Origin of the sequence: Treponema pallidum subsp. pallidum str. Nichols (genome assembly GCF_000410535.2) — a bacterium.
GTDB classification, from domain to species: domain Bacteria; phylum Spirochaetota; class Spirochaetia; order Treponematales; family Treponemataceae; genus Treponema; species Treponema pallidum.
On sequence record NC_021490.2, the window covers coordinates 1,000,769 to 1,019,035 of the forward strand.

Genomic DNA, 18,267 nt, shown 5'->3' on the forward strand with positions numbered 1-18,267 from the left:
CGTTTGGGAACAAAACAACCGCGGCTGTTTTCAGGCGCCTGTACAAAAATCTTTTCCCTGAACTACAATGCCAAACGTAAGGAGGACGCCGTGAAGATCGTCATTATCGGAGCGAACCACGCAGGAACCGCCTGTGTCAATTGCCTCACAGACCTTACCACCACGAATGAAGTGGTAGTCTTTGACCGTAACAATAATATTAGCTTCCTTGGTTGCGGCATGGCTCTTTGGATTGGCGGACAAATCCGTGGATCGGAGGGTCTATTCTACGCAAATAAAGAACAATTGGAAAAAAAGGGTGCACGCGTTTCCATGGAAAGCGATATCACCCGTATCGATTTTGCCTCAAAAAAGGTGTACGGGACTGCACGAGACGGTTCTGCAATCGCAGAGTCCTACGACAAGCTTATTATTGCAACCGGTTCTCTGCCTATCATTCCTAAAATCGACGGCATGGATTTGGAGAATGTTCAGCGCATTAAGCTATTTCAGGATGCTGAAGCGGTGATTAAAAAACTCGAGCAGCCTTCCATTAAGAATATTGCCGTTATCGGTGCCGGGTACATTGGCGTGGAGCTTGCAGAGGCGTTTGAGCGCCACCAAAAAAAGGTAACGCTCATCGATGCGATGGACTCTAGTCTTTCCAATTATTACGACGCATCCTTCCGTGCACTCATGGATGAGAACTTGCGCAGCCATCACATCACCCTTGCGTTTGGCCAGAAAGTGCAAAAACTCCGTGGCAGCAATGGAAAGGTAGTGGCAGTGGTGACAGATAAGGGTGAGTACCCCGCAGACATGGTTATGGTGTGCATTGGCTTTAGCCCCAATACTGCACTGGGAAAGAACGAGGTGCGAACCTTTGCCAATGGCGCGTATGCGGTAGATTTAAAACAAGAAACAAGTGTGAAAGACGTGTACGCAATTGGCGATTGTGCAACGGTGTTTGACAATTCGCTCGGACAAACTTCTTACATTGCGCTTGCAACCAATGCGATGCGCAGCGGTATCGTTGCGGCGCACAACGCTGCAGGATTCCCACTTGAAGGCATTGGGGTGCAGGGCTCCAACGGTATCAACATATACGACTTAAAAATGGTGTCCACAGGAGTGACGCAGGAGCGCGCCGCGCGCATGGGACTTGAGGTGGAGGTAACGGATTTTGAAGACTCACAGTTACCCGCCTTTATGGAAGTGGACAATCACCCGGTGAAAATCCGGATTGTGTTTGATAAAAAAACGCGGGTGATTGTGGGCGCTCAAATGGCGTCACGGCACGACATGTCGATGGGTATTCACCTGTTCTCTCTTGCAATCCAGGAGCGGGTGACCATTGATAAGTTAAAACTGCTGGACATGTTCTTTCTGCCGCATTTTAACAAGCCGTACAACTACGTTACGATGGCGGCCTTGCGTGCGCGCTCATAAGTGCACCGTGCGTCTCTTACGCTTTCCCGGGGATGGCGCCGGGGGCGTGCTCCGTTTTGCTAGAAGACTTCTATGAGCGAAACGCTCACGCTAGTTATTCTGGCTGCAGGTCTCGGCAGCCGCTACGGAAGTGTCAAGCAGATTGCCGCAGTCGGTCCGCACGGCGAAACGCTGGTGGACTACGCCGTGTACGATGCGCTGCGCGCCGGGTTTTCCCGCGTGTTGTGTATTATTCGGCATGATATAGAGCGCGACTTTCGCACGCGCCTGTTTGACCACCTCGCGCAGCACTGCGATGCGCAGTACGTGTTTCAGTCCCTCTCTGCACAGGAAGCAGGGGCACACGGCGCCGCTCTGCCGCATCCTGCGCGGCGCACGCCGTGGGGGACGGCGCACGCGTTGCTGTGCGCACGCACACAGCTGACTGCACCGTTTGCGGTTATCAACGCTGATGACTACTACGGACGCGACGCGTACAAAACGCTTGCCGCGCACCTTGCCGCGCAGGGGCTGGACTCGACACGCCACGCCATGGTCGGCTACCCCCTTGTGCACACGCTCAGCGAAACCGGTGGCGTTTCGCGCGGTATCTGCACCTTTGCGGACGCTGACGCCGCAGTCTCTCCCCCCACCCCCGCAGTCCCCGCCGCAGGACGCCTGGTGCGTGCCATACACGAACACACGCACATCGGCTGGCACGCGCACGGCGGCAGACGGGTCATTACCGCACAGCGCGCGGAAGACTGCCCGCCACACGCGGCACGCGCGCCCTGCACACTCACCGGGCAGGAAGTAGCGTCTATGAACTTTTTTGGCTTCACTCCGCGCGTGTTCGAACACCTCGCAGCGTGCTGGCAGACATTCGTGCAAGAAGCGCGCCGCGCGCCGCAGCACGAGCGGGAATACCTTTTGCCCGCGGCGGTAAACAGCCTCATTGCACAGGGAAAAGGAACGGTGCGCTGCTACCCCAGCAGCGCGCGCTGGTTTGGTATGACGTACCCGCAGGACCGCGCACGCGTGACGGCGGCACTTGCCCGCGCGATCGCAGCAGGCTGGTACCCTGCCCCGCTATGGTCGCCCGACTCTCAGCTTCGTGTTGATAACGTACCCAATGGAAGCGCGTAGCTCCCAGCCCTCGTAAGAGGTACCTTTGAAGGCGTAGTTGTTCTCCAAGCCCATCACGAGACTTGCAGGCAGCACGCAGTGCACCGACACACCCGCCACACTGTTCGCTCCGTCACTATTGCTCCCCGTGGTGGTTCCGCACTTGCTGTACGTGGCAATGGAGCATATTTTGTTTTGGTACTTGAGCGACAGGCCGACATCGGTTGAGAAGTCCGGCTTTTTTATCCCCGTCTCTGAACTGGCACCCAGTTCTCCGGAGAGCGCGACGGTGAATCCCTTAATGCCGTACGCACAGGTGGTCGCAAACGTCAAACCCTTCCGCATGAAGCACTTGTTTGCGCCGCTGCTATCGTTGTTGTGCACGATGCGGTACAAACACAGCGCTGAGGCATAGAGCTGGCCCATAGCCGGGTCGCTCGTAACGTTCCCTTCGAACGCTACCTTTGCGCTAACGCTAACATCCTCGCTGTTCTTATTACTGCCCCCGAATATTCCCCCCACGTTCAACCCCAGCTCAACTAACTCCACCGGCTCCTCGCACACCACCTTTCCTTCGGCATCCTTTACCGTTACCGTACACTTTGCAGATTTTGTCACCCGGAACGTGACGTACTCCGTGTTCAGTCCCGCCGGATCCCGCGGATTAAAGTGCGCCCTCTGCGCAGTCACATCCGTGAGCTCCAAACGCGCCGTATCCAGACGGCCATCCACCACCGTGAACGAGCCTTCCTCAACCACTACCTGGAGCGTCTTTTTGGTATATCCAAAGGCACAGACGGTTACCTCACACTCACCAGGGGTGAGCACCATTTCCTCTGGTGTTGCGCACAGATATCCGTTTACGGTCACCTGCGCGTGTTCCGGCATACCGCGCACGCGAATTCCGCTGCCCTCCTGGGCACGAAGCCCCGCACCTACACACAGTCCTGCGCAGCACAGCGCGCGCACTTTCCACGAATAGCTCATGCGGCCTATTCTACAACACCCCCCGACGCGCCTAGAGCGCTACACCGCGCCGCAGTGCGCCAGGGAACAGGGTGCACGAGGGGCATCACACCCGCAGGAAACACCCTTGCAGGACGCGCATATTTGGTGTATAGCTGGAGCCAGCAGTCCTGGGGAATTAGCTCAGCTGGTAGAGCGTTTGGTTCGCAATCAAGAGGTCAGGGGTTCGACTCCCCTATTCTCCACTCGCCCTTCTCTGGCCGGTGCCACGCCAGGGTCCGCGCCGGAGCCGGTTGCAGGCCGGCGCTTCTCTAAAAAGAGCCAAACGCGTTACACTCCCCCTCATGACTTTAGACCAGGACTTTGTGGACGCACTCAGCGTGCAAGAGGACGAGCTCGCAGAACGCGTAGCGCGCGAACTGCACATCCGCACCGCGCAGGTTACTGCCGTGCGTTCCCTCCTCAAAGAAGGCTGCACGGTTCCTTTCATTGCGCGCTACCGGAAGGAAGCGCATCACTGCCTCGATGAGGTGCTCATCCGCGACTGCGAACGCCTCTTCCACACCCACCTTGCACGCGAAACACGCAGACTCGAGATTATACGCGCCGTCTTCAAAGAAGGCATGCTCACCCCCACGCTCTACGAGCACCTCAGGAGCGCTCCTACCCTTGCAGCACTCGAGGACCTCTGGGCTCCGTTCAAAAAAAAGAAAAAGACACGCGGCATGCAGGCGATCGAAAAAGGACTCGAGCCGCTTGCGCGTTTGATAGAAACGCAGTGCGCCACGCAGGCAGAAATCGAGCGCGCTGCCGCAGCGCTCGTCGCTCCTGCTGCAGATTCTGATCGTGCCGTCTCCAGCGCTCAAGACGCCATCGCAGGCGCCTGCGATATCCTCGCAGAGGAGACCGCACACTGCAACGCCAATCGTGCCGCACTGAAGTCCTTTTACCTTTCTGCAGGCGTCGTTACGGCTACCGGAATCGGGGACGCGCACGCTGCGCACACGTCCGTCTACCAAATGTATTGGGATTACGCAGAGGCAGTGCGCGACATCAAGGCGCACCGCGTGTTAGCCATCAATCGGGGGGAGCGTGAGGGAATCCTTGACGTAAAAATCACCGTCGATTTAGACGCCGCTGTCGAGCAGGTTCAAGAGGCGGTGCACCCCAACAACAGGTATCATCGCGATGCCATTACAGATGGCGTGGTGCGCCTGCTCAGTCCTGCCGTCCTGCGGGAGATACGCGCAGACCTTACCGCTTCGGCAGAGCAACACGGTATCAACGTTTTTAGTGAAAATCTTACGAATCTGCTCATGACCCAGCCGGTCAAGGGCACGCGCGTGCTCGGCATAGACCCTGGCATCCGCACAGGGACTAAGTGTGCGGCACTGGATGAAACGGGCCAATATCTCGGCTCCTTTGTCATATATCCGCACAACACGGACCATGCACGCGCCGCTTTGACGCAGGCGCTTGATCGCTACCGCATTCAGCTCGTAGCCGTTGGGAACGGCACCGGCTCCCATGCAGTGCAGGAGCTTATCGCCTCCATAATTAGCGAAACACACTCTGCCGTTGCATTCACCGTGGTAGAGGAAGACGGAGCTTCCGTATACTCAGCAGGAGATATTGCGCGAGAGGAGTTCCCTGACTTAGATCTGACCATCCGTGGTGCAATCTCCATTGGACGCAGGCTGCAAGACCCTCTAGCAGAGCTGGTAAAAATTGATCCGAAATCCATTGGGGTGGGACTCTATCAGCACGATGTTAATCAAAAAAAGCTATCTGAGGAGCTCCACGCGGTAGTAGATGCTGTAGTCAATAGCGTAGGAGTTAATCTCAATACGGCTAGCGTATCTCTCTTAAAGCACGTATCTGGCGTTAATAGCGCGTTGGCAAAAAGGATCGTGCACCATCGTGCCACCTACGGCATATTCACTAGCCGCGAACAACTGAAAACAGTCAGTGGTATGGGACAAAAAACCTTTGAGCAATGTGCAGGATTTTTAAAAATCCCCGAAAGCACAAACCCGCTGGACAACTCGTGGGTGCACCCAGAAAACTATGCAACGGGAAAGATAATTTTTGATATACTGCGCGCAGGCGGTACAGTGAGCGCAGCGCAAAAGGCACAGGTGCAGTCGCAATGCGCAGTCAGTGATCGAACCGTCGAAGATATCATTACAGAGCTGCAAAAACCTAATCGTGACCCGCGCGAGGATTATCCAAAACCGGTGCTGCGCCAAGGTCTGATATCCTTTGCAGATTTAAAAGTGGGGGCAACCGTACAGGGAAAGGTAAAAAACGTGGTGGACTTTGGGGCCTTTGTGGACATTGGAATAAAGGAAACGGCGCTTCTGCACGTGTCGCAGATGAGCGACCACTTTGTTTCCAACCCCCTCAAAAAAGTGAAGGTAGGTGACGTGTACACCTGCACCATCATCGGGCTTGACGAGGCAAGGAGACGTATTTCCCTCAGTCTCAGGCAGGAGCAGCGTGCACCTGCGGATCACACGGCGACACCTTCACGGAGAGCACCCCGTCCCCGGGCTCCTGAAGGGAAAACCTCCCCTGAGCGCGCAAAGACACGGGGCACATCCCCCGCGCCGGGACAGGATTTCGCGCGATACCAGCCGTTTGCCCAGTTCTTCAAAGGGAAAACACCCCACCCGAAGTGAGGAAAAACGCGTAGGAACAGGACAGCACGCCGTTCCCGCCCCCCCCCACCTCTTCCAAGACTCACCTACCGGCCCACAGCGCGGAACTACGCCAAACAGAAAGCCAACTCCCGGGCTCGAACCGGGTACCTGCACGTTACGAGGGTGCTGCTCTGCCAGGTGAGCTAAGTTGGCGCGCAGGCCCCAGTGTACCGGAAAATGTCGGCCCGTCAAGTCTACCGGTGTCCAGGGTGGCACCGGATCCTGCTGTGGCTGCGGTTGACAGCAACAGAGCTTTCCCCTACCCTTGCGCGGGCAGGGTGCGCGTGTCGTGGCTGCACTATTTTGCGAGTGCACCCACTGCGTGACGTTCCCGAGGAGGAGTTTGTGGCAAAAGTTGCTGTCATTTTTTGGAGTGGCACTGGGCACACTGAAACGATGGCTCGCTGCATCGTAGAGGGTTTGAATGTCGGTGGTGCAAAAGCTGACCTTTTTAGCGTCATGGACTTCGACGTTGGTACTTTTGATTCCTATGACCGCTTCGCCTTTGGCTGCTCTGCAGCTGGTTCTGAGGAGCTAGAGTCAAGCGAGTTTGAACCCTTCTTTACCTCTATTGAGGGAAGGTTATCGGGGAAAAAAGTTGCGCTTTTCGGATCCTATGAGTGGGCTGGAGAAGGGGAAGGCGGCGAATGGATGGTCAACTGGGTCGAGCGTTGTAAGGCGGCTGGCGCTGATGTCTTCGAGGGGAAGGGGGAGATCGCGTACGACGATCCCAGTGAAGAAGCCCAGGCAAGCTGTAAAGCATTCGGCGAGCGCTTCGCACGATAAGGGGATGTCTTTCCTGAGCCCTTGTAAGCGAGGGCTCTTCCCTATCCCGCTTGTTGTGTAACGGGACCTGTCTGAGGGTACGGGCTTTCTGCCTGCTGCGCGCCTGGGCGGGTTCCGCCTTTCTTAGCTTTCTCTCCGCTCCCCCTAAGCCTATTGTGGGGTGCCTATGCGGGAGGGCGGCCAGAATCGGAACGACGCCACACCGAGGATGTGGCTATCGGGAATGTACTTGGGCGCAACATTGGAGCTAAAGAAAATAGGGAACGGGTCGTGCGCGTCGATTGCCTCGAGGTGTTCGGTGTACGCGTGGCGCATATCAGTAGAGTTCAATCGGTTGTCTCCCATCATGAAGTAGTTGTGTTCTGGAAGGTACTGCTCGGCGCCAGCGGGGAATTCGTCCATGTTGAATCCACGCGCCGCACCCAGGAAAAAGATGTACCGGGCCGCGTCCTGCAAAAGTGTAGTGAGCGTTTCGTCCTGCCCAGCCTCCGACGTTCGGTGTGCTGTCACCTGGAGGCCTTTTACCACTAGCTGGGCGAACGTGTACTTCACCAACGCGTTCAGCTGCGCAAATCTTATCTGGTAGAGCGAGAGGCCTGCGCGGTGCAGGGACGGACCTTCCTGTCCCGTGTCCAAGCCATACGTTCCTTGCCCCCAAAATGGGATCCAGCTTTGCACAAAGTGAGCGAAGTGGGCGAACCCCTGGGAGGTGTCGCGGATATGCGTGGCAACGTCTGCAACGGTGGCGAAGAGCTGTGTGATCTCCCGCGCCCCGCGCATTTCTTTTTCAAACAGAGGTAAAGCAGGAATGTCAGATGTGTGCGTTATCGGTTGCGCCACGCCAATGCCCTGTCGGGTGCGTGACGCCGCCCCCGCGTACGCGTGCGCTTGGGCAACCAACGCGCGCGTTTTCTCTGCTAAATCGCGAAAATCCACCTGGGCGCGCAGGCGCTCTACCAGATGGATGGCGGCGAGCTCCTCAGCATTAAATATGACCCGTTGAACACGCGCCAAATCGCGTGCGGGCAACGCATTCAAATCCCACGTGGCGTACGTACGGTCTTGTGCGACAGGCTTGAAGTGCGCATCATGCCTGGTCTTCGTATAGAGCACACCGTCAACGAGCATAACTTTTTCCCCTGGCAGAGCAACAATGCGTTTGACGAGAGGATCAGCTTTCGGCGCACCGGTGACAGGATCCACATTAATGTTCTTGCGCGTAAAGGTGAGCATGTACACTAATTGGGCTAAAAAGGCGCGGAGCTTATCCTGCGGAGTGTCAGGGTAATGAGGATTGGAAAAAACGACGATGTCTCCGCGCTTGTAGGTACGCCAGCGTGGCAAACGAAACGAAGAAAGCGGGAATACAGGCCCTGAGGCGGTCTTGAACACGAGGAGTCTATCGCCGACCATAAAGCTGGGGACCATCGATTCGCTCGGGATAACGTACAACTGGAACGCGAACAAATTCACCAAAAGCATGAAACACGCAGCCTGGGTGAGCGCGTCAACCCATTCGAGTACGACAAAGATTCCTCGCCTCCTTCTCACTGGCATATCCGGCAACACACTCCGCACGTCCGAAGACGCAGGGGGCGTGTGCACCGAAACCCCACGAGGAAAAAAGAGATGTACGTACTTCCTCCTCAGGCAAAACAACAGCGCACAGACACACAGAGTCAGCACCATCCAACTCATCCCCAAAAGGGAATCTAACCACGGCATCGCCACCGTAGGCGCATACGCGCGGGAGAGGACAAAGCACGCCATCAGCACAAAGGGTGTGTATTCAATGCATTTACGCACGACGCCAAAAGCGCCAGCACGCTGGCGCACCGTTAGCACATACGTTGCGACGCACAGCACACACGAGAATGCCGCTCCTGCAAGAGCAGCAAGCAGCGCAGGAACGCTCAGTTGCTGTACCGGGCACAGAAGGGAAAAAAGCACAGAACCTGCGGCAACTCCCTGCAGCACGATTGACATACCCTACATCCTCCTCCACGCGTCCAAGCCACGCGAGGGAAACATTATATCCGGTATCAGGGAGGCAAGACAGCGCGTTCTCATTTTCCCGGAATACAGTGCAAGCGAACACACAAAAGCATAAAATTTCTTACCGAAATACCACAGTCTGCCGAGATCGGGACGGGGGATTTATGCAGCAGTACAGCATCAAAAGCGATCCGGGAGAGACTTCACATTGCTCCATCGTAAGTCAAACAGAGGATGGGTATATCATCCGCATTTGCCGTGACCGAGACGGGTACAAAAAAGTGCACGAAGTGCACATTCACCAATCCCTTTTCGATCTCTGCAGGCGCACAGGCTTTATCACCGCGGTACGTCAGAACACCGACGCAGTTGCTTGATCCTCGTGTGATACGGATTACTGGATCTGAGCCGAGGCACTCGCTGCGCGGGTGTTGACAGGGGCAGTTCCGCTGTGCCACAGTTGCGCAGTCCATGAAATCGTTCTACTTCGGCAGGGGGGCGCTTGCCTCGACGGGCGGCTGCGTGGTGTTGGCGGTGGCGGCGCTCATGTTCGTGTTTCTCCCTGCCCTCAGCGGGGGAGGGCACGGCCACGTACGACTCGGTTCCTGGGGAGGGGTCGCGCTCACCAATGCCCCTGATAGTCTTTTTTCCCAGCAGTACTCTGCGCTTGCACAGACTGCGGAGCGCTATAACTTGTACCCCAAGGACGCTCAGGAACGCGAGGGGATGGATCGTCGTGTCTTACGTGCTGCCTTTCGCGCCGCGGTTGTCCAGCTTGCGGGAACCGAGCAAACAAAGCAAAGCGGCTTTACCCTCAGCGAGGAGCTGCTAGATCGGGAGGTGCTCTCCTTTTACGCTGACGCTGACGGTACTTACTCGCCGCAGCGCTATCAGGGCACCCCTGAACATGTCCGGCTTTCTCAGCGCAAAAAGATGCGCGACTCGCTCCTTTCCGATCAGTACCTTTACCACCTCTTTGGAAAAGAGACAGGACGCGGGGGCCTTAAGCTCAATAGCCGAGAACTGCGCTTTGTTCAGGACATGGCGAAGAAGGAACGTAGCTTCCGTTACGTCGTTTTGGGCGAAGAGCGGTTTCCCGCTGAACGCGTCAGCGCGTACGGGAAAGAGCATGCCCACCTTTTTACCCTGCATCACCTTTCCTTGCTCACCTACTCCTCGGAAGAGGACGCGCGCCGCACGGCACGCGCTCTAGAGAAACGGGAATTGTCTTTTGAAGACGCTGTCGCTACTGGCTCCACCAAAGTTGGTACCGATGCTACCGGAAAAATGACCCACTCCTATCGGAGTGATGTGAACGAATTCTTTCCCGACGCGCAGGACTTGGACACGGTGCTCCGCACGGCGGTGGGAGCCTTGAGTCCTGTAGTGAAGATAGAGCGCGGTTTTGCCATCGTGCGCACCGACGCTGAACCTAGCGCTCCGGACTTTAGTGACGCAGCAACGCGGGAGCGCGTGTTCGCACACATGGCTCGTGTGGAGCGGGGCACCATCGAACGTTTCCTTGAGGAGGAAGCACATACCTTTTCCACCCGGGCGAAACAGGGTGGATTCACCGCCGCCGCACAGAGCCTTAACTTAGACGTGCATACGAGTCGTTCCTTTCCCATTAATTTCGGAAATGTCGACGTGCTCCCTGCCCTTCCGCGCCAGTCCGACCCCCCGTTAGCGCGGATTGCATATGACGAGAAATTTTTTTCCACCGCGTTCGCCCTTCTCCCCGGGCAGGTGTCTGACCCACTTATTCTTGATAGTTCCGTAGTACTGCTCCAGTTACACGAGGAAAAGTCAGTGGACGAATCAGTGCTCGCTACTACCGGAGACAGCTATGCACACCATGTGCGCACTTGGTACCCGGGCTACCCGCTTGCGCTGCTAAACACGGCAAAGATGCCATGGGCACAGGAATCGGTCGTAGATACTATCCTGGCTCATCCCTCATTTAAGGATACATTTGACAATATCTTTCGGCGCTAGCCCTGTGCGTGGCGCGGCTGTGAGTGCGTTTCCCTTCTATGGGTACATCTGACGTCGCTGGCGTGCGTGGCGACGTTCCCTCGCTCCCGCCGCGTCTTATCAAGACACAAAACGGCTTCACCGTTCTTTACCGCAACACCTACCTTTACTCAAAGTATCGCGCACAGGATGCGCATGAGCGCGCCGTGGCGCGCTTAGCGGTCAAGCCGCATACCCTTGTACTTTGTTGCGCGCCAGTGCTTGGCCACGGCCTATGTGCGCTTCTTACTCGTATGCCTCCTTCCTCATTTCTCCTCTGTCTTGAATGTGACCTGCAGCTTATGCACCTTTTTATGCAGCACGCTCCGCGCCAGCTTATCACCGCACAGAATGTGTACGTGTTATACACCACACACATCACCCAAGTGCTGCATACCGTGGAGCGTCTCACCCGCTTCCCTTTCAAACAGATACTGAAAATTGCGGGATCCGGCGCATATGCGCAGTACCGGAATTTTTATGACGAAAGCGAGCAAAACATACGCACTCTCATCGACACCTTTTGGATCAATAAGATTACACTCATCCATTCAGGAAGGAATTATGCGCGCAATATATTCTCAAATTATATTACGCAATTACAAAATCCCTCGCACATACACCACCTTGTTCCCCAGAGTATAGACAAACCACTCCTTATCGTAGGTGCCGGTCCTGCGCTGGATGCCTGCCGTTCTTTTTGTGCCCGCATGAAGGACACCATCTTTTTACTTGCCGTAGATGTGGCGTGCAACGCACTGTTACCTGACATTGTTCCAGATGCAGTTGTCTTATTAGAATCACAGTTCTGGATTGAACAAGCATTCATAGGTACACTCCCGCGCACCGTTGCGCTCTTTGCGGATCTAAGCGCATTTCCCCGTGCGGTGCGTGCAGCGAACGTGCCTACACACTTCTTTTTCACCCCGTACACTCATGCCGCATTTATCAAACGTGCGCAGAATGCGGGCGTCGTGCCGCTTTCCATTCATCCTAGTGGATCAGTAGGACTCGCCGCGTTGCAACTTGCACTCCGATTGAGAAAAAAGGGAGTTCCTATTTTTCACACCGGTTTAAATTTTTCATGGAACAAGGGATTTACCCATGCGAGGGGAAGTGCTCCAGTACAAAGACTGTACCACAGCACAACGCGCCTCCATAGCCTATATCCGGACTGTGCGCTGTTCCCAGAAGGGATACGCTCCCTTAAGGGGAAAAGATACGCGGTACAAAGTATCCCCAACCTTGTGCACTATGCACACGCTTATCGTACCCTCTGCGCTGAGCACCCGCACCTTTACGATCTAGACCAAGAAGGTCTTGCTCTTACCACATCACACACAGTCTCGCACGCACAGGCGTGTGAGATCATCACCCACTGCTGTACGCGCAGACATAGAACGCATGTACCCATTTTGCACACACAAGACGCACAGATATCCTTTGCGTTTTCTCAAAAACCTGCAGAGGACTTTTGTCTACGCGTAAAAGAACTATTGACCACAGAGCGCGCAGCGTTGCTCCAGCTCAAGCACATGCTCACCACGGCTACACCTTCTAACCAAGACGTTATCCGCGCGCTCATACGGAGAAGCGACTACCTCTACTTGCATTTTCCCGATGGAGAGCGCGCAGAATATTTAGAATATAATTTCCTCTGCCGTGTACGTGCAGAACTTGATTTCTTTCTTAAGCTCCTCAGCCGCATCCCATCTTCTCTGGACTAAGGGCTAGCAGAACTTTCTCCGCCACTGGAGAAAACGCAGTACGTCGCGCAGCACCCACGCGCCGTAAAACATTTCTTATCGCACTATAACTTATCGACGAGCATTGAGCATTTCCCCGAGGGGATTGGGAGCGTCTTCTTTTTCTGTCCAAGGATGTTGAGGGTAAAATAGTAAAGTTTCTCGCTTTCCATATAGACTTCCCACCCCCGCACACTTTTTGAAGAGAGAATCGTAATGAGATTCCGTTTCAAGCTCAAATTCTCAATGCCCATCACCTCCAGGTTAGGGATAATCCAGTGCACTGTTTTGCGCGGCAAACTGATGGAAAGACCGATAACGTTTTCTATCATAAGCGTGATAGTAGAAAGCGCAGCGTACGCAAGATATTGCCTGCGCGGAAATCCTTCTTTCCCTGGCCATTGTGCAGGACCTTCACGCGTAGGCAGATACGCTTCCCACAGAACCCCACGCTTTGTTTGATCGTTCAATTGCAAAGCATCCAACACATAATAGAGATGACGGATAGAACACTCCCGCGCAAGATCCCAGCGTTGATATCGCTCCAACCCCTTAATCACCACAAAGTTCAAGGGAGGGAATACGCTCCCGCGGTACCCCATCCCCCGCTCATCAAACTCTGCTTCATCTGCAGACAAACTCGGAATCGGATGGTCCAGCCCAAACGTGTGAGGATTCACCAGATGCTCTGCCAAGCGCTCTGCCTTGTCTTCATTCGGTATCTCCCCAAGCATAGGCCAGAAGCCAGCAATAGTCTTATGCGGAAGCTGCTGCCCGGAAGCGTCGAGGTCGTGGTAAAAGCCAGTACTCGCGTTCCACATAAAATTATTAATACGTGTCTTTAGGGTAAAATATACCCGCTTATACTGAAAGCTCAGCTCCTTATCGTTGATAATATCGCCGAGTGCAGAAAGATAAAAAGCGCTCACGGCCAAGGCAGAGTTAAAATCTACCAGATAGGCAGCTTTTTTACGTGGAGAGTTTCCCATCTCCGTAGCAGCAAGAGGAACCCTATAGAGTCCGTTACTCCTTCTAAACTGTGTTTCAATCCACTTCATATAGCGCACCATCACGGGCATGATCTCTTTAATTCGTTTTTTATTTGCAGTTTTATGAAAGAGATTAAACTCTGCCCAGGCAAAAAGAGGCATGCCAATACCCTCAGGATTGGCGCGAGGCAAAACTGGCTCTTTGCTTGCAAGATGATACTTCCAACGAATAGCGCCGGACTCCTCCTGCATTGCATAGAAAAAATCAAGACACTGCGTGATGTCATAGTTCCGGTTCGAATACACGAAGAAAAAGGACGCAAATATGATTTCATGCTGACTGATAATTAATCCGTCTTTTTCTGGAAACACAAAAAACGATTCGCTTGTGTTTTTCTCCCCCGAAGCAGACAGCCAATACTCCTTTATCCAAGCCCACGTGCGATCATAGATGTCAACAAAATCCTGATCATAAAAATGAATCCTGGGAAAGTCTCGCTTATTCACCGCATCTCCTCACACATCACAGGCGACGGAGTGTAGCACATGCAGGGGAAAGTGAGTATCTACCTTTCCACCCTGTAAGCTACGCGATGTGCACACCGGCATCCAGACGAACTAGGATAGTAAGGTGTCAGAGGATAAGCTGGCACGTAATAATTCACGCGCCGTACGTTCTTCATCATACGGTTGCACGGTGTGCGCATAAATAATTGAATGCTCATGCCCCTTACCCAGCAGCAGCACAAGGTCCTGCGCACGCGCAAGAGAGAATATGTGCCGCAGAGCAGCGACACGATCCGGAATCAGAAACAGGGTTTTACCCAATTTCTTGTGCTCACAACCTGCCGCAATCATGCACAGAATACCCATTGGATCCTCTCCTCTCGGATCCTCATCTGTGAGCACAATTACGTGCGCATAACGAGAGGCAATTGCGCCTTGCATTGCACGCTTTTGCGTGTCCCGCTCCCCGGCCGAGCCGAACAATACCAACATGCGCCTCTTACGCGCGCGCACACGCGCTGCAAGCGGTGGCAAAATCTCCTCGAAGGAAGAGGGTGTATGCGCATAGTCAATGAGCACCTCAAAATCCTGTCCCATATCCACACGCTGCATTCTCCCCTGGATTGGCTGGACGTACTGCACGTGCTGTGCAAAAGCCGCAAGCGACGTACCAAGCAATCCATGCAGTACAAGAAAAGACGCTGCTATATTACAGGCATTGAAAGCTCCTTCAAGCGGCACCGATACATCATGTGCTCCGTCCTGTGCTGGTTGTGCAGGTTCCTGAACAGTTGACAACACAAACCTTAATCGCAAGGCCTGAGATATCTGAGGAAGTGTTTGCACCCATAGCAGGGTACACGGCATCCTTTCCAGGCAGGCTGCTGTCCTTTGCTCAGCGCCGGTTCCTCTCTTAAAGAAAAAACAGGGTTTGTGCGTCGCTTCGCGAAAATACACAGCCGATGCGTCTTCCGCCCAGAGTACTCCAAAAGAAGGAACGCGCCGTCCGTCTTTTATGTGATCATGCGCATCTAGCGCACGAAATACATTTGCTTTATCAAAGCGATATTGTTCAAACGAACCATGAAATTCTAAATGTTCATGGCGTACGTTCATACATACTGCCACATCAAATGCAACATCCTGCAAACGTGCCGTACGTGTGGAAAGCCCGTGGGACGACGCTTCAATTACTGCAAATTCACAGCTGTGCTCCCGCATCTCAGCGAGGAGCCGCTGTACTGTTAGCGACTCCGGTGTGGTTTGATGCTCTGCGTTCGGGAGAATATCATCTCCTAACGAATACTCCACAGTAGAGATAAAACCAACTCGTTTACCACATAAACGCAAAAGCTGCGCAATGAAACTAACCGTGCTGCTTTTACCCTCCGTGCCAGTGACCCCGATAACTGTCAAAGCACGCGTAGGAAAATCGTAGAAAGCTGCAGCAGCACTAGAAAGCGCACACCGTGCATCTGGTACACGAGCATAGTACACGCCGACGACATACGTATCTAATGGACAATCATGCACAATTGCGCAGGCGCCGGCATCAATTGCTGCGTGGATGTACTGCGCGCCGTGCGCATGCGTACCACGCAACGCAAAAAAAACCGAACCCTCACGCACTGCGCGTGAATCATACGCTATGGAAGAAACGTCGCACGCACTACCGTGCGTTTCTTGCACAGAACAGGAGGCAAGACAGACAGTAATGGGTTTACGGTACAGCATCGCGGGTCTGATTGTATCTGATTGCACGCCCTCGGGGAACAATCTATTGTCAATGCTTTTTCAAAGAAGATCGCAAACGGTGGGGAAAGGCCATCTCGTTGACAGCCTTTTAGTGATTAACTTACACTCCGCCGCATGAAAATTTGGCTCAAATTTTTTGTCGGCAGTTGCATTGGTGCACTGGTAGCCTACACTATCCCAGAAACGCTCAGCGCGCCGCTCATGCAGACCATTTCAGAATTGGTTGTATCCGCTGGGAGTTACATGCTTTATCCAGTTATTTTTTTTGGATTCAGTGTCAGTATTTTTGAGATGCGTCGAGAACGCCTACTCCTGCGTACTACCCTTATCAGCATAGGTGCATGTGTTGCCACCGCATTTAGCCTTTCTTTGGTAGGACTATTCTCGGTACTCGTGTACCGACCTGCGCGTATTCCCATTTTTGCCACCGGCACGCCGCAGAATCCAGGGTTTCAAATCCGCACCTTTTTTTTGCAATTGTTCCCTGCAAGTAGTTTTGAAGTATTCACAAATGGTGATTATCTTCTCCCTCTCTGCGTATTTGCCAGTTTCGTCGGCGCCGGCTGCGCAGTCGATCATGTCGCGGCAAAACCCGTACTCGCGCTTTTTGAGTCACTAACGCGCGTCGCACACACCGTGATGGTCTTCTTCGTAGACATGCTGTCTATTGGATTTATTGCACTTTCTGCGCACTGGCTGTTTAGGTTTCGACCACTCCTTTCTACTGGGGTGTTCACTGACCTTGTAATCCTACTGACACTGACAGCAATTTTTATCTGCAGCGTGCTCTATCCTGCCCTTATTAAAATTATGTGCCCTGAAGTCAATCCGTATCGAGTACTGTATGCAGCATTGGCACCAATGAGCACGGCGTTCTTTTCGCAAAACGTGCACGCGACGCTCCCTGTCTTGCTCTATCACGCAGAGGAAAGTATAGGGGTGCAACGCACAACTGCAACGGTGCTGCTCTCTATCTTTTCGATCTTTGGCAGGGCCGGGTCAGCGTGCGCAATCACGATGAGCTTTGCCCTAATATTAAAGTCATATTCCCATTTGGGAATCGGCTTCTTCGATGCGCTGTGGATTATAACTGCTGCATCATTTCTCTCCATTTTCTTAGGACGCTTTCCCACAGGAGGGGTCCTTATTGCGCTTGCGTCAATATGCGCGTGGTACGGACGAGGTTTTGGAAGCGGATACCTTGTCATCCGCCCTGCTGCATTTTTTGTTGGAAGCATCGCCACAACGCTGGATACCCTAAACGCCCTCATCTGCACCGCAATAAGCGCAGAACGAATTGGAACTGTGCGCCACCGCGCGGTGCGTTTCTTTATCTGAGCTCTAGTGATTGCACTGCAATAGCAGGAGACTCCAGCATTCGATGCGCCCACGCCCCCATACGCGCAACCGCTATGTGCGCACACGGCGACACACTTTCCATCGACTGAAACAGGTGCCACATCCCCGGCCACACGTCTAGGGTCACTTGTACCCCCGCCCCTTCAAGTATCTGCGCAAGCGCACATGCGTCTGTGTGGAACAACTCTTGCTCCCCACATTGCACAAACACCGGAGGGAAATCTCCAAAATTCCCAAAAAGGGGGGAAACCAGTGAATTGCGAAAATTATCCGCGTACGTGTACTGCAACGCACAGTAGCGGAACATATCGCGCGTCAACAGGAGTTCTTTCTTCTTAACTCCCTCCCCTGCAAACCGATCCTCAGTTAAATCAACCCAAGGAGAAATAAGCGCCAAAGCGCGCGGACACACCAGCCCCTTCTGTTTTAAATAGTGCGTCAGTGCAAGCATCAACCCTGCACCTGCTCCATCCCCACTGAAGATAATATCTTCAGGACGAAATTTCTTCTGATCAATAAGTGCTACATACGCATCATACATATTTTCTAGTGCAGCAGGAAAAGGATGCTCGGGCGCAAGCTGATATGCAGGAATATAAAACTTCGCGCCGACTTCATCCGCTAAAGATGCACAGAGCGCACGAGAAGCCATAGGAGAACCACTTATAAAAAATCCACCATGTGCGTACAACACTGCATGGCCAACCATTAGGAACCGCGGGCTCAACACATCTGTTTCGATATTAGCCAATACCTCACAGGAAACATCCACCCCATTGGGCACATACGGCATATAAAAAAAGTCATCATACCCCGCACGCAAGGCAGAAACCGATGTACGCGGGGTAAAGCGCATCTTCTTAAACAGTTTTTTCGCCATTCGGTGCACGTGAGCGCGCGAAGGTCCCATGCGTTTAT

The 18,267-nt window shown here is 53.8% G+C and carries 13 protein-coding genes and 2 tRNA genes; 9 read left to right on the forward strand and 6 right to left on the reverse strand.

Annotated features, from left to right (window positions below):
* The first annotated feature begins 90 nt into the window (after positions 1–90).
* Positions 91–1,428, forward strand: coding sequence for a H2O-forming NADH oxidase (nox, locus tag TPANIC_RS04530; protein WP_010882364.1), 1,338 nt, complete (start codon positions 91–93; stop codon positions 1,426–1,428).
* A 72-nt stretch (positions 1,429–1,500) separates the two neighbouring features.
* Positions 1,501–2,553, forward strand: a complete 1,053-nt coding sequence (locus tag TPANIC_RS04535) for a nucleotidyltransferase family protein (protein WP_014342644.1) — start codon at positions 1,501–1,503, stop codon at positions 2,551–2,553.
* Here the strand turns inward: TPANIC_RS04535 and TPANIC_RS04540 are convergent.
* On the reverse strand, positions 2,497–3,519 hold the full coding sequence (locus tag TPANIC_RS04540) for a PEGA domain-containing protein (RefSeq protein ID WP_014342645.1): 1,023 nt from the start codon (positions 3,517–3,519) through the stop codon (positions 2,497–2,499). The two genes, TPANIC_RS04535 and TPANIC_RS04540, sit on opposite strands and share 57 nt — an antisense overlap.
* A gap of 151 nt (positions 3,520–3,670) precedes the next feature.
* Here TPANIC_RS04540 and TPANIC_RS04545 point away from each other — a divergent pair.
* Positions 3,671–3,743, forward strand: a tRNA-Ala gene (locus TPANIC_RS04545).
* A gap of 99 nt (positions 3,744–3,842) precedes the next feature.
* Positions 3,843–6,179 (forward strand): helix-hairpin-helix domain-containing protein, encoded by a 2,337-nt coding sequence (locus TPANIC_RS04550; protein ID WP_010882367.1) that lies wholly within the window; start codon positions 3,843–3,845, stop codon positions 6,177–6,179.
* A gap of 101 nt (positions 6,180–6,280) precedes the next feature.
* On the opposite strand, the gene TPANIC_RS04555 is transcribed toward TPANIC_RS04550, so the two are convergent.
* Positions 6,281–6,353, reverse strand: a tRNA-Thr gene (locus tag TPANIC_RS04555).
* A 192-nt stretch (positions 6,354–6,545) separates the two neighbouring features.
* On the opposite strand from TPANIC_RS04555, the gene TPANIC_RS04560 reads away from it, so the two are divergent.
* Positions 6,546–6,986 carry a flavodoxin gene (locus TPANIC_RS04560; protein WP_010882368.1) on the forward strand — a complete coding sequence of 147 codons (441 nt, stop codon included), beginning with the start codon at positions 6,546–6,548 and terminating at the stop codon, positions 6,984–6,986.
* A gap of 150 nt (positions 6,987–7,136) precedes the next feature.
* On the opposite strand, the gene lepB is transcribed toward TPANIC_RS04560, so the two are convergent.
* Entirely contained in the window at positions 7,137–8,675 is a 1,539-nt protein-coding gene (lepB, locus tag TPANIC_RS04565) for a signal peptidase I (protein WP_010882369.1), read from the reverse strand.
* A 92-nt stretch (positions 8,676–8,767) separates the two neighbouring features.
* On the opposite strand from lepB, the gene TPANIC_RS05620 reads away from it, so the two are divergent.
* The 3 genes from TPANIC_RS05620 (at position 8,768) to TPANIC_RS04580 (ending at position 12,721) form a co-directional block, all read left to right on the forward strand.
* The gene (locus TPANIC_RS05620; protein ID WP_010882370.1) at positions 8,768–9,358 is read left to right on the forward strand and encodes a hypothetical protein; all 591 of its coding nucleotides are present in this window, start codon (positions 8,768–8,770) and stop codon (positions 9,356–9,358) included.
* Between the two features lie 847 nt (positions 9,359–10,205).
* Positions 10,206–10,976, forward strand: coding sequence for a hypothetical protein (locus tag TPANIC_RS05660; protein WP_010882372.1), 771 nt, complete (start codon positions 10,206–10,208; stop codon positions 10,974–10,976).
* 38 nt (positions 10,977–11,014) lie between these two features.
* The gene (locus TPANIC_RS04580) at positions 11,015–12,721 is read left to right on the forward strand and encodes a 6-hydroxymethylpterin diphosphokinase MptE-like protein (protein WP_235214048.1); all 1,707 of its coding nucleotides are present in this window, start codon (positions 11,015–11,017) and stop codon (positions 12,719–12,721) included.
* An 83-nt stretch (positions 12,722–12,804) separates the two neighbouring features.
* On the opposite strand, the gene TPANIC_RS04585 is transcribed toward TPANIC_RS04580, so the two are convergent.
* Complete coding sequence (locus tag TPANIC_RS04585; RefSeq protein WP_010882374.1) at positions 12,805–14,235, reverse strand: MGH1-like glycoside hydrolase domain-containing protein; 1,431 nt, start codon at positions 14,233–14,235, stop codon at positions 12,805–12,807.
* A 111-nt stretch (positions 14,236–14,346) separates the two neighbouring features.
* Positions 14,347–15,969: a UDP-N-acetylmuramoyl-L-alanyl-D-glutamate--2,6-diaminopimelate ligase gene (locus tag TPANIC_RS04590; protein WP_010882376.1), complete on the reverse strand. Its 1,623-nt coding sequence runs from the start codon at positions 15,967–15,969 to the stop codon at positions 14,347–14,349.
* Positions 15,970–16,104: 135 nt separating this feature from the next.
* On the opposite strand from TPANIC_RS04590, the gene TPANIC_RS04595 reads away from it, so the two are divergent.
* The gene (locus TPANIC_RS04595) at positions 16,105–17,328 is read left to right on the forward strand and encodes a dicarboxylate/amino acid:cation symporter (protein ID WP_010882377.1); all 1,224 of its coding nucleotides are present in this window, start codon (positions 16,105–16,107) and stop codon (positions 17,326–17,328) included.
* Here the strand turns inward: TPANIC_RS04595 and TPANIC_RS04600 are convergent.
* A complete protein-coding gene (locus TPANIC_RS04600; protein WP_010882378.1) occupies positions 17,321–18,259 on the reverse strand; it encodes an alpha/beta hydrolase in 939 nt (312 codons plus the stop codon). The two genes, TPANIC_RS04595 and TPANIC_RS04600, sit on opposite strands and share 8 nt — an antisense overlap.
* Positions 18,260–18,267 lie beyond the last annotated feature (8 nt).

Excerpts from the sequence above, each read along its gene's own strand:
- TPANIC_RS04535 (WP_014342644.1), top strand. The coding sequence starts at position 1,501 with ATGAGCGAAACGCTCACGCTAGTTATTCTGGCTGCAGGTCTCGGCAGC.
- TPANIC_RS04540 (WP_014342645.1), bottom strand. The coding sequence starts at position 3,519 with ATGAGCTATTCGTGGAAAGTGCGCGCGCTGTGCTGCGCAGGACTGTGT.
- TPANIC_RS04550 (WP_010882367.1), top strand. The coding sequence starts at position 3,843 with ATGACTTTAGACCAGGACTTTGTGGACGCACTCAGCGTGCAAGAGGAC.
- lepB (WP_010882369.1), bottom strand. The coding sequence starts at position 8,675 with ATGGTGCTGACTCTGTGTGTCTGTGCGCTGTTGTTTTGCCTGAGGAGG.
- TPANIC_RS04580 (WP_235214048.1), top strand. The coding sequence starts at position 11,015 with ATGGGTACATCTGACGTCGCTGGCGTGCGTGGCGACGTTCCCTCGCTC.
- TPANIC_RS04590 (WP_010882376.1), bottom strand. The coding sequence starts at position 15,969 with ATGCTGTACCGTAAACCCATTACTGTCTGTCTTGCCTCCTGTTCTGTG.
- TPANIC_RS04595 (WP_010882377.1), top strand. The coding sequence starts at position 16,105 with ATGAAAATTTGGCTCAAATTTTTTGTCGGCAGTTGCATTGGTGCACTG.
- TPANIC_RS04600 (WP_010882378.1), bottom strand. The coding sequence starts at position 18,259 with ATGGGACCTTCGCGCGCTCACGTGCACCGAATGGCGAAAAAACTGTTT.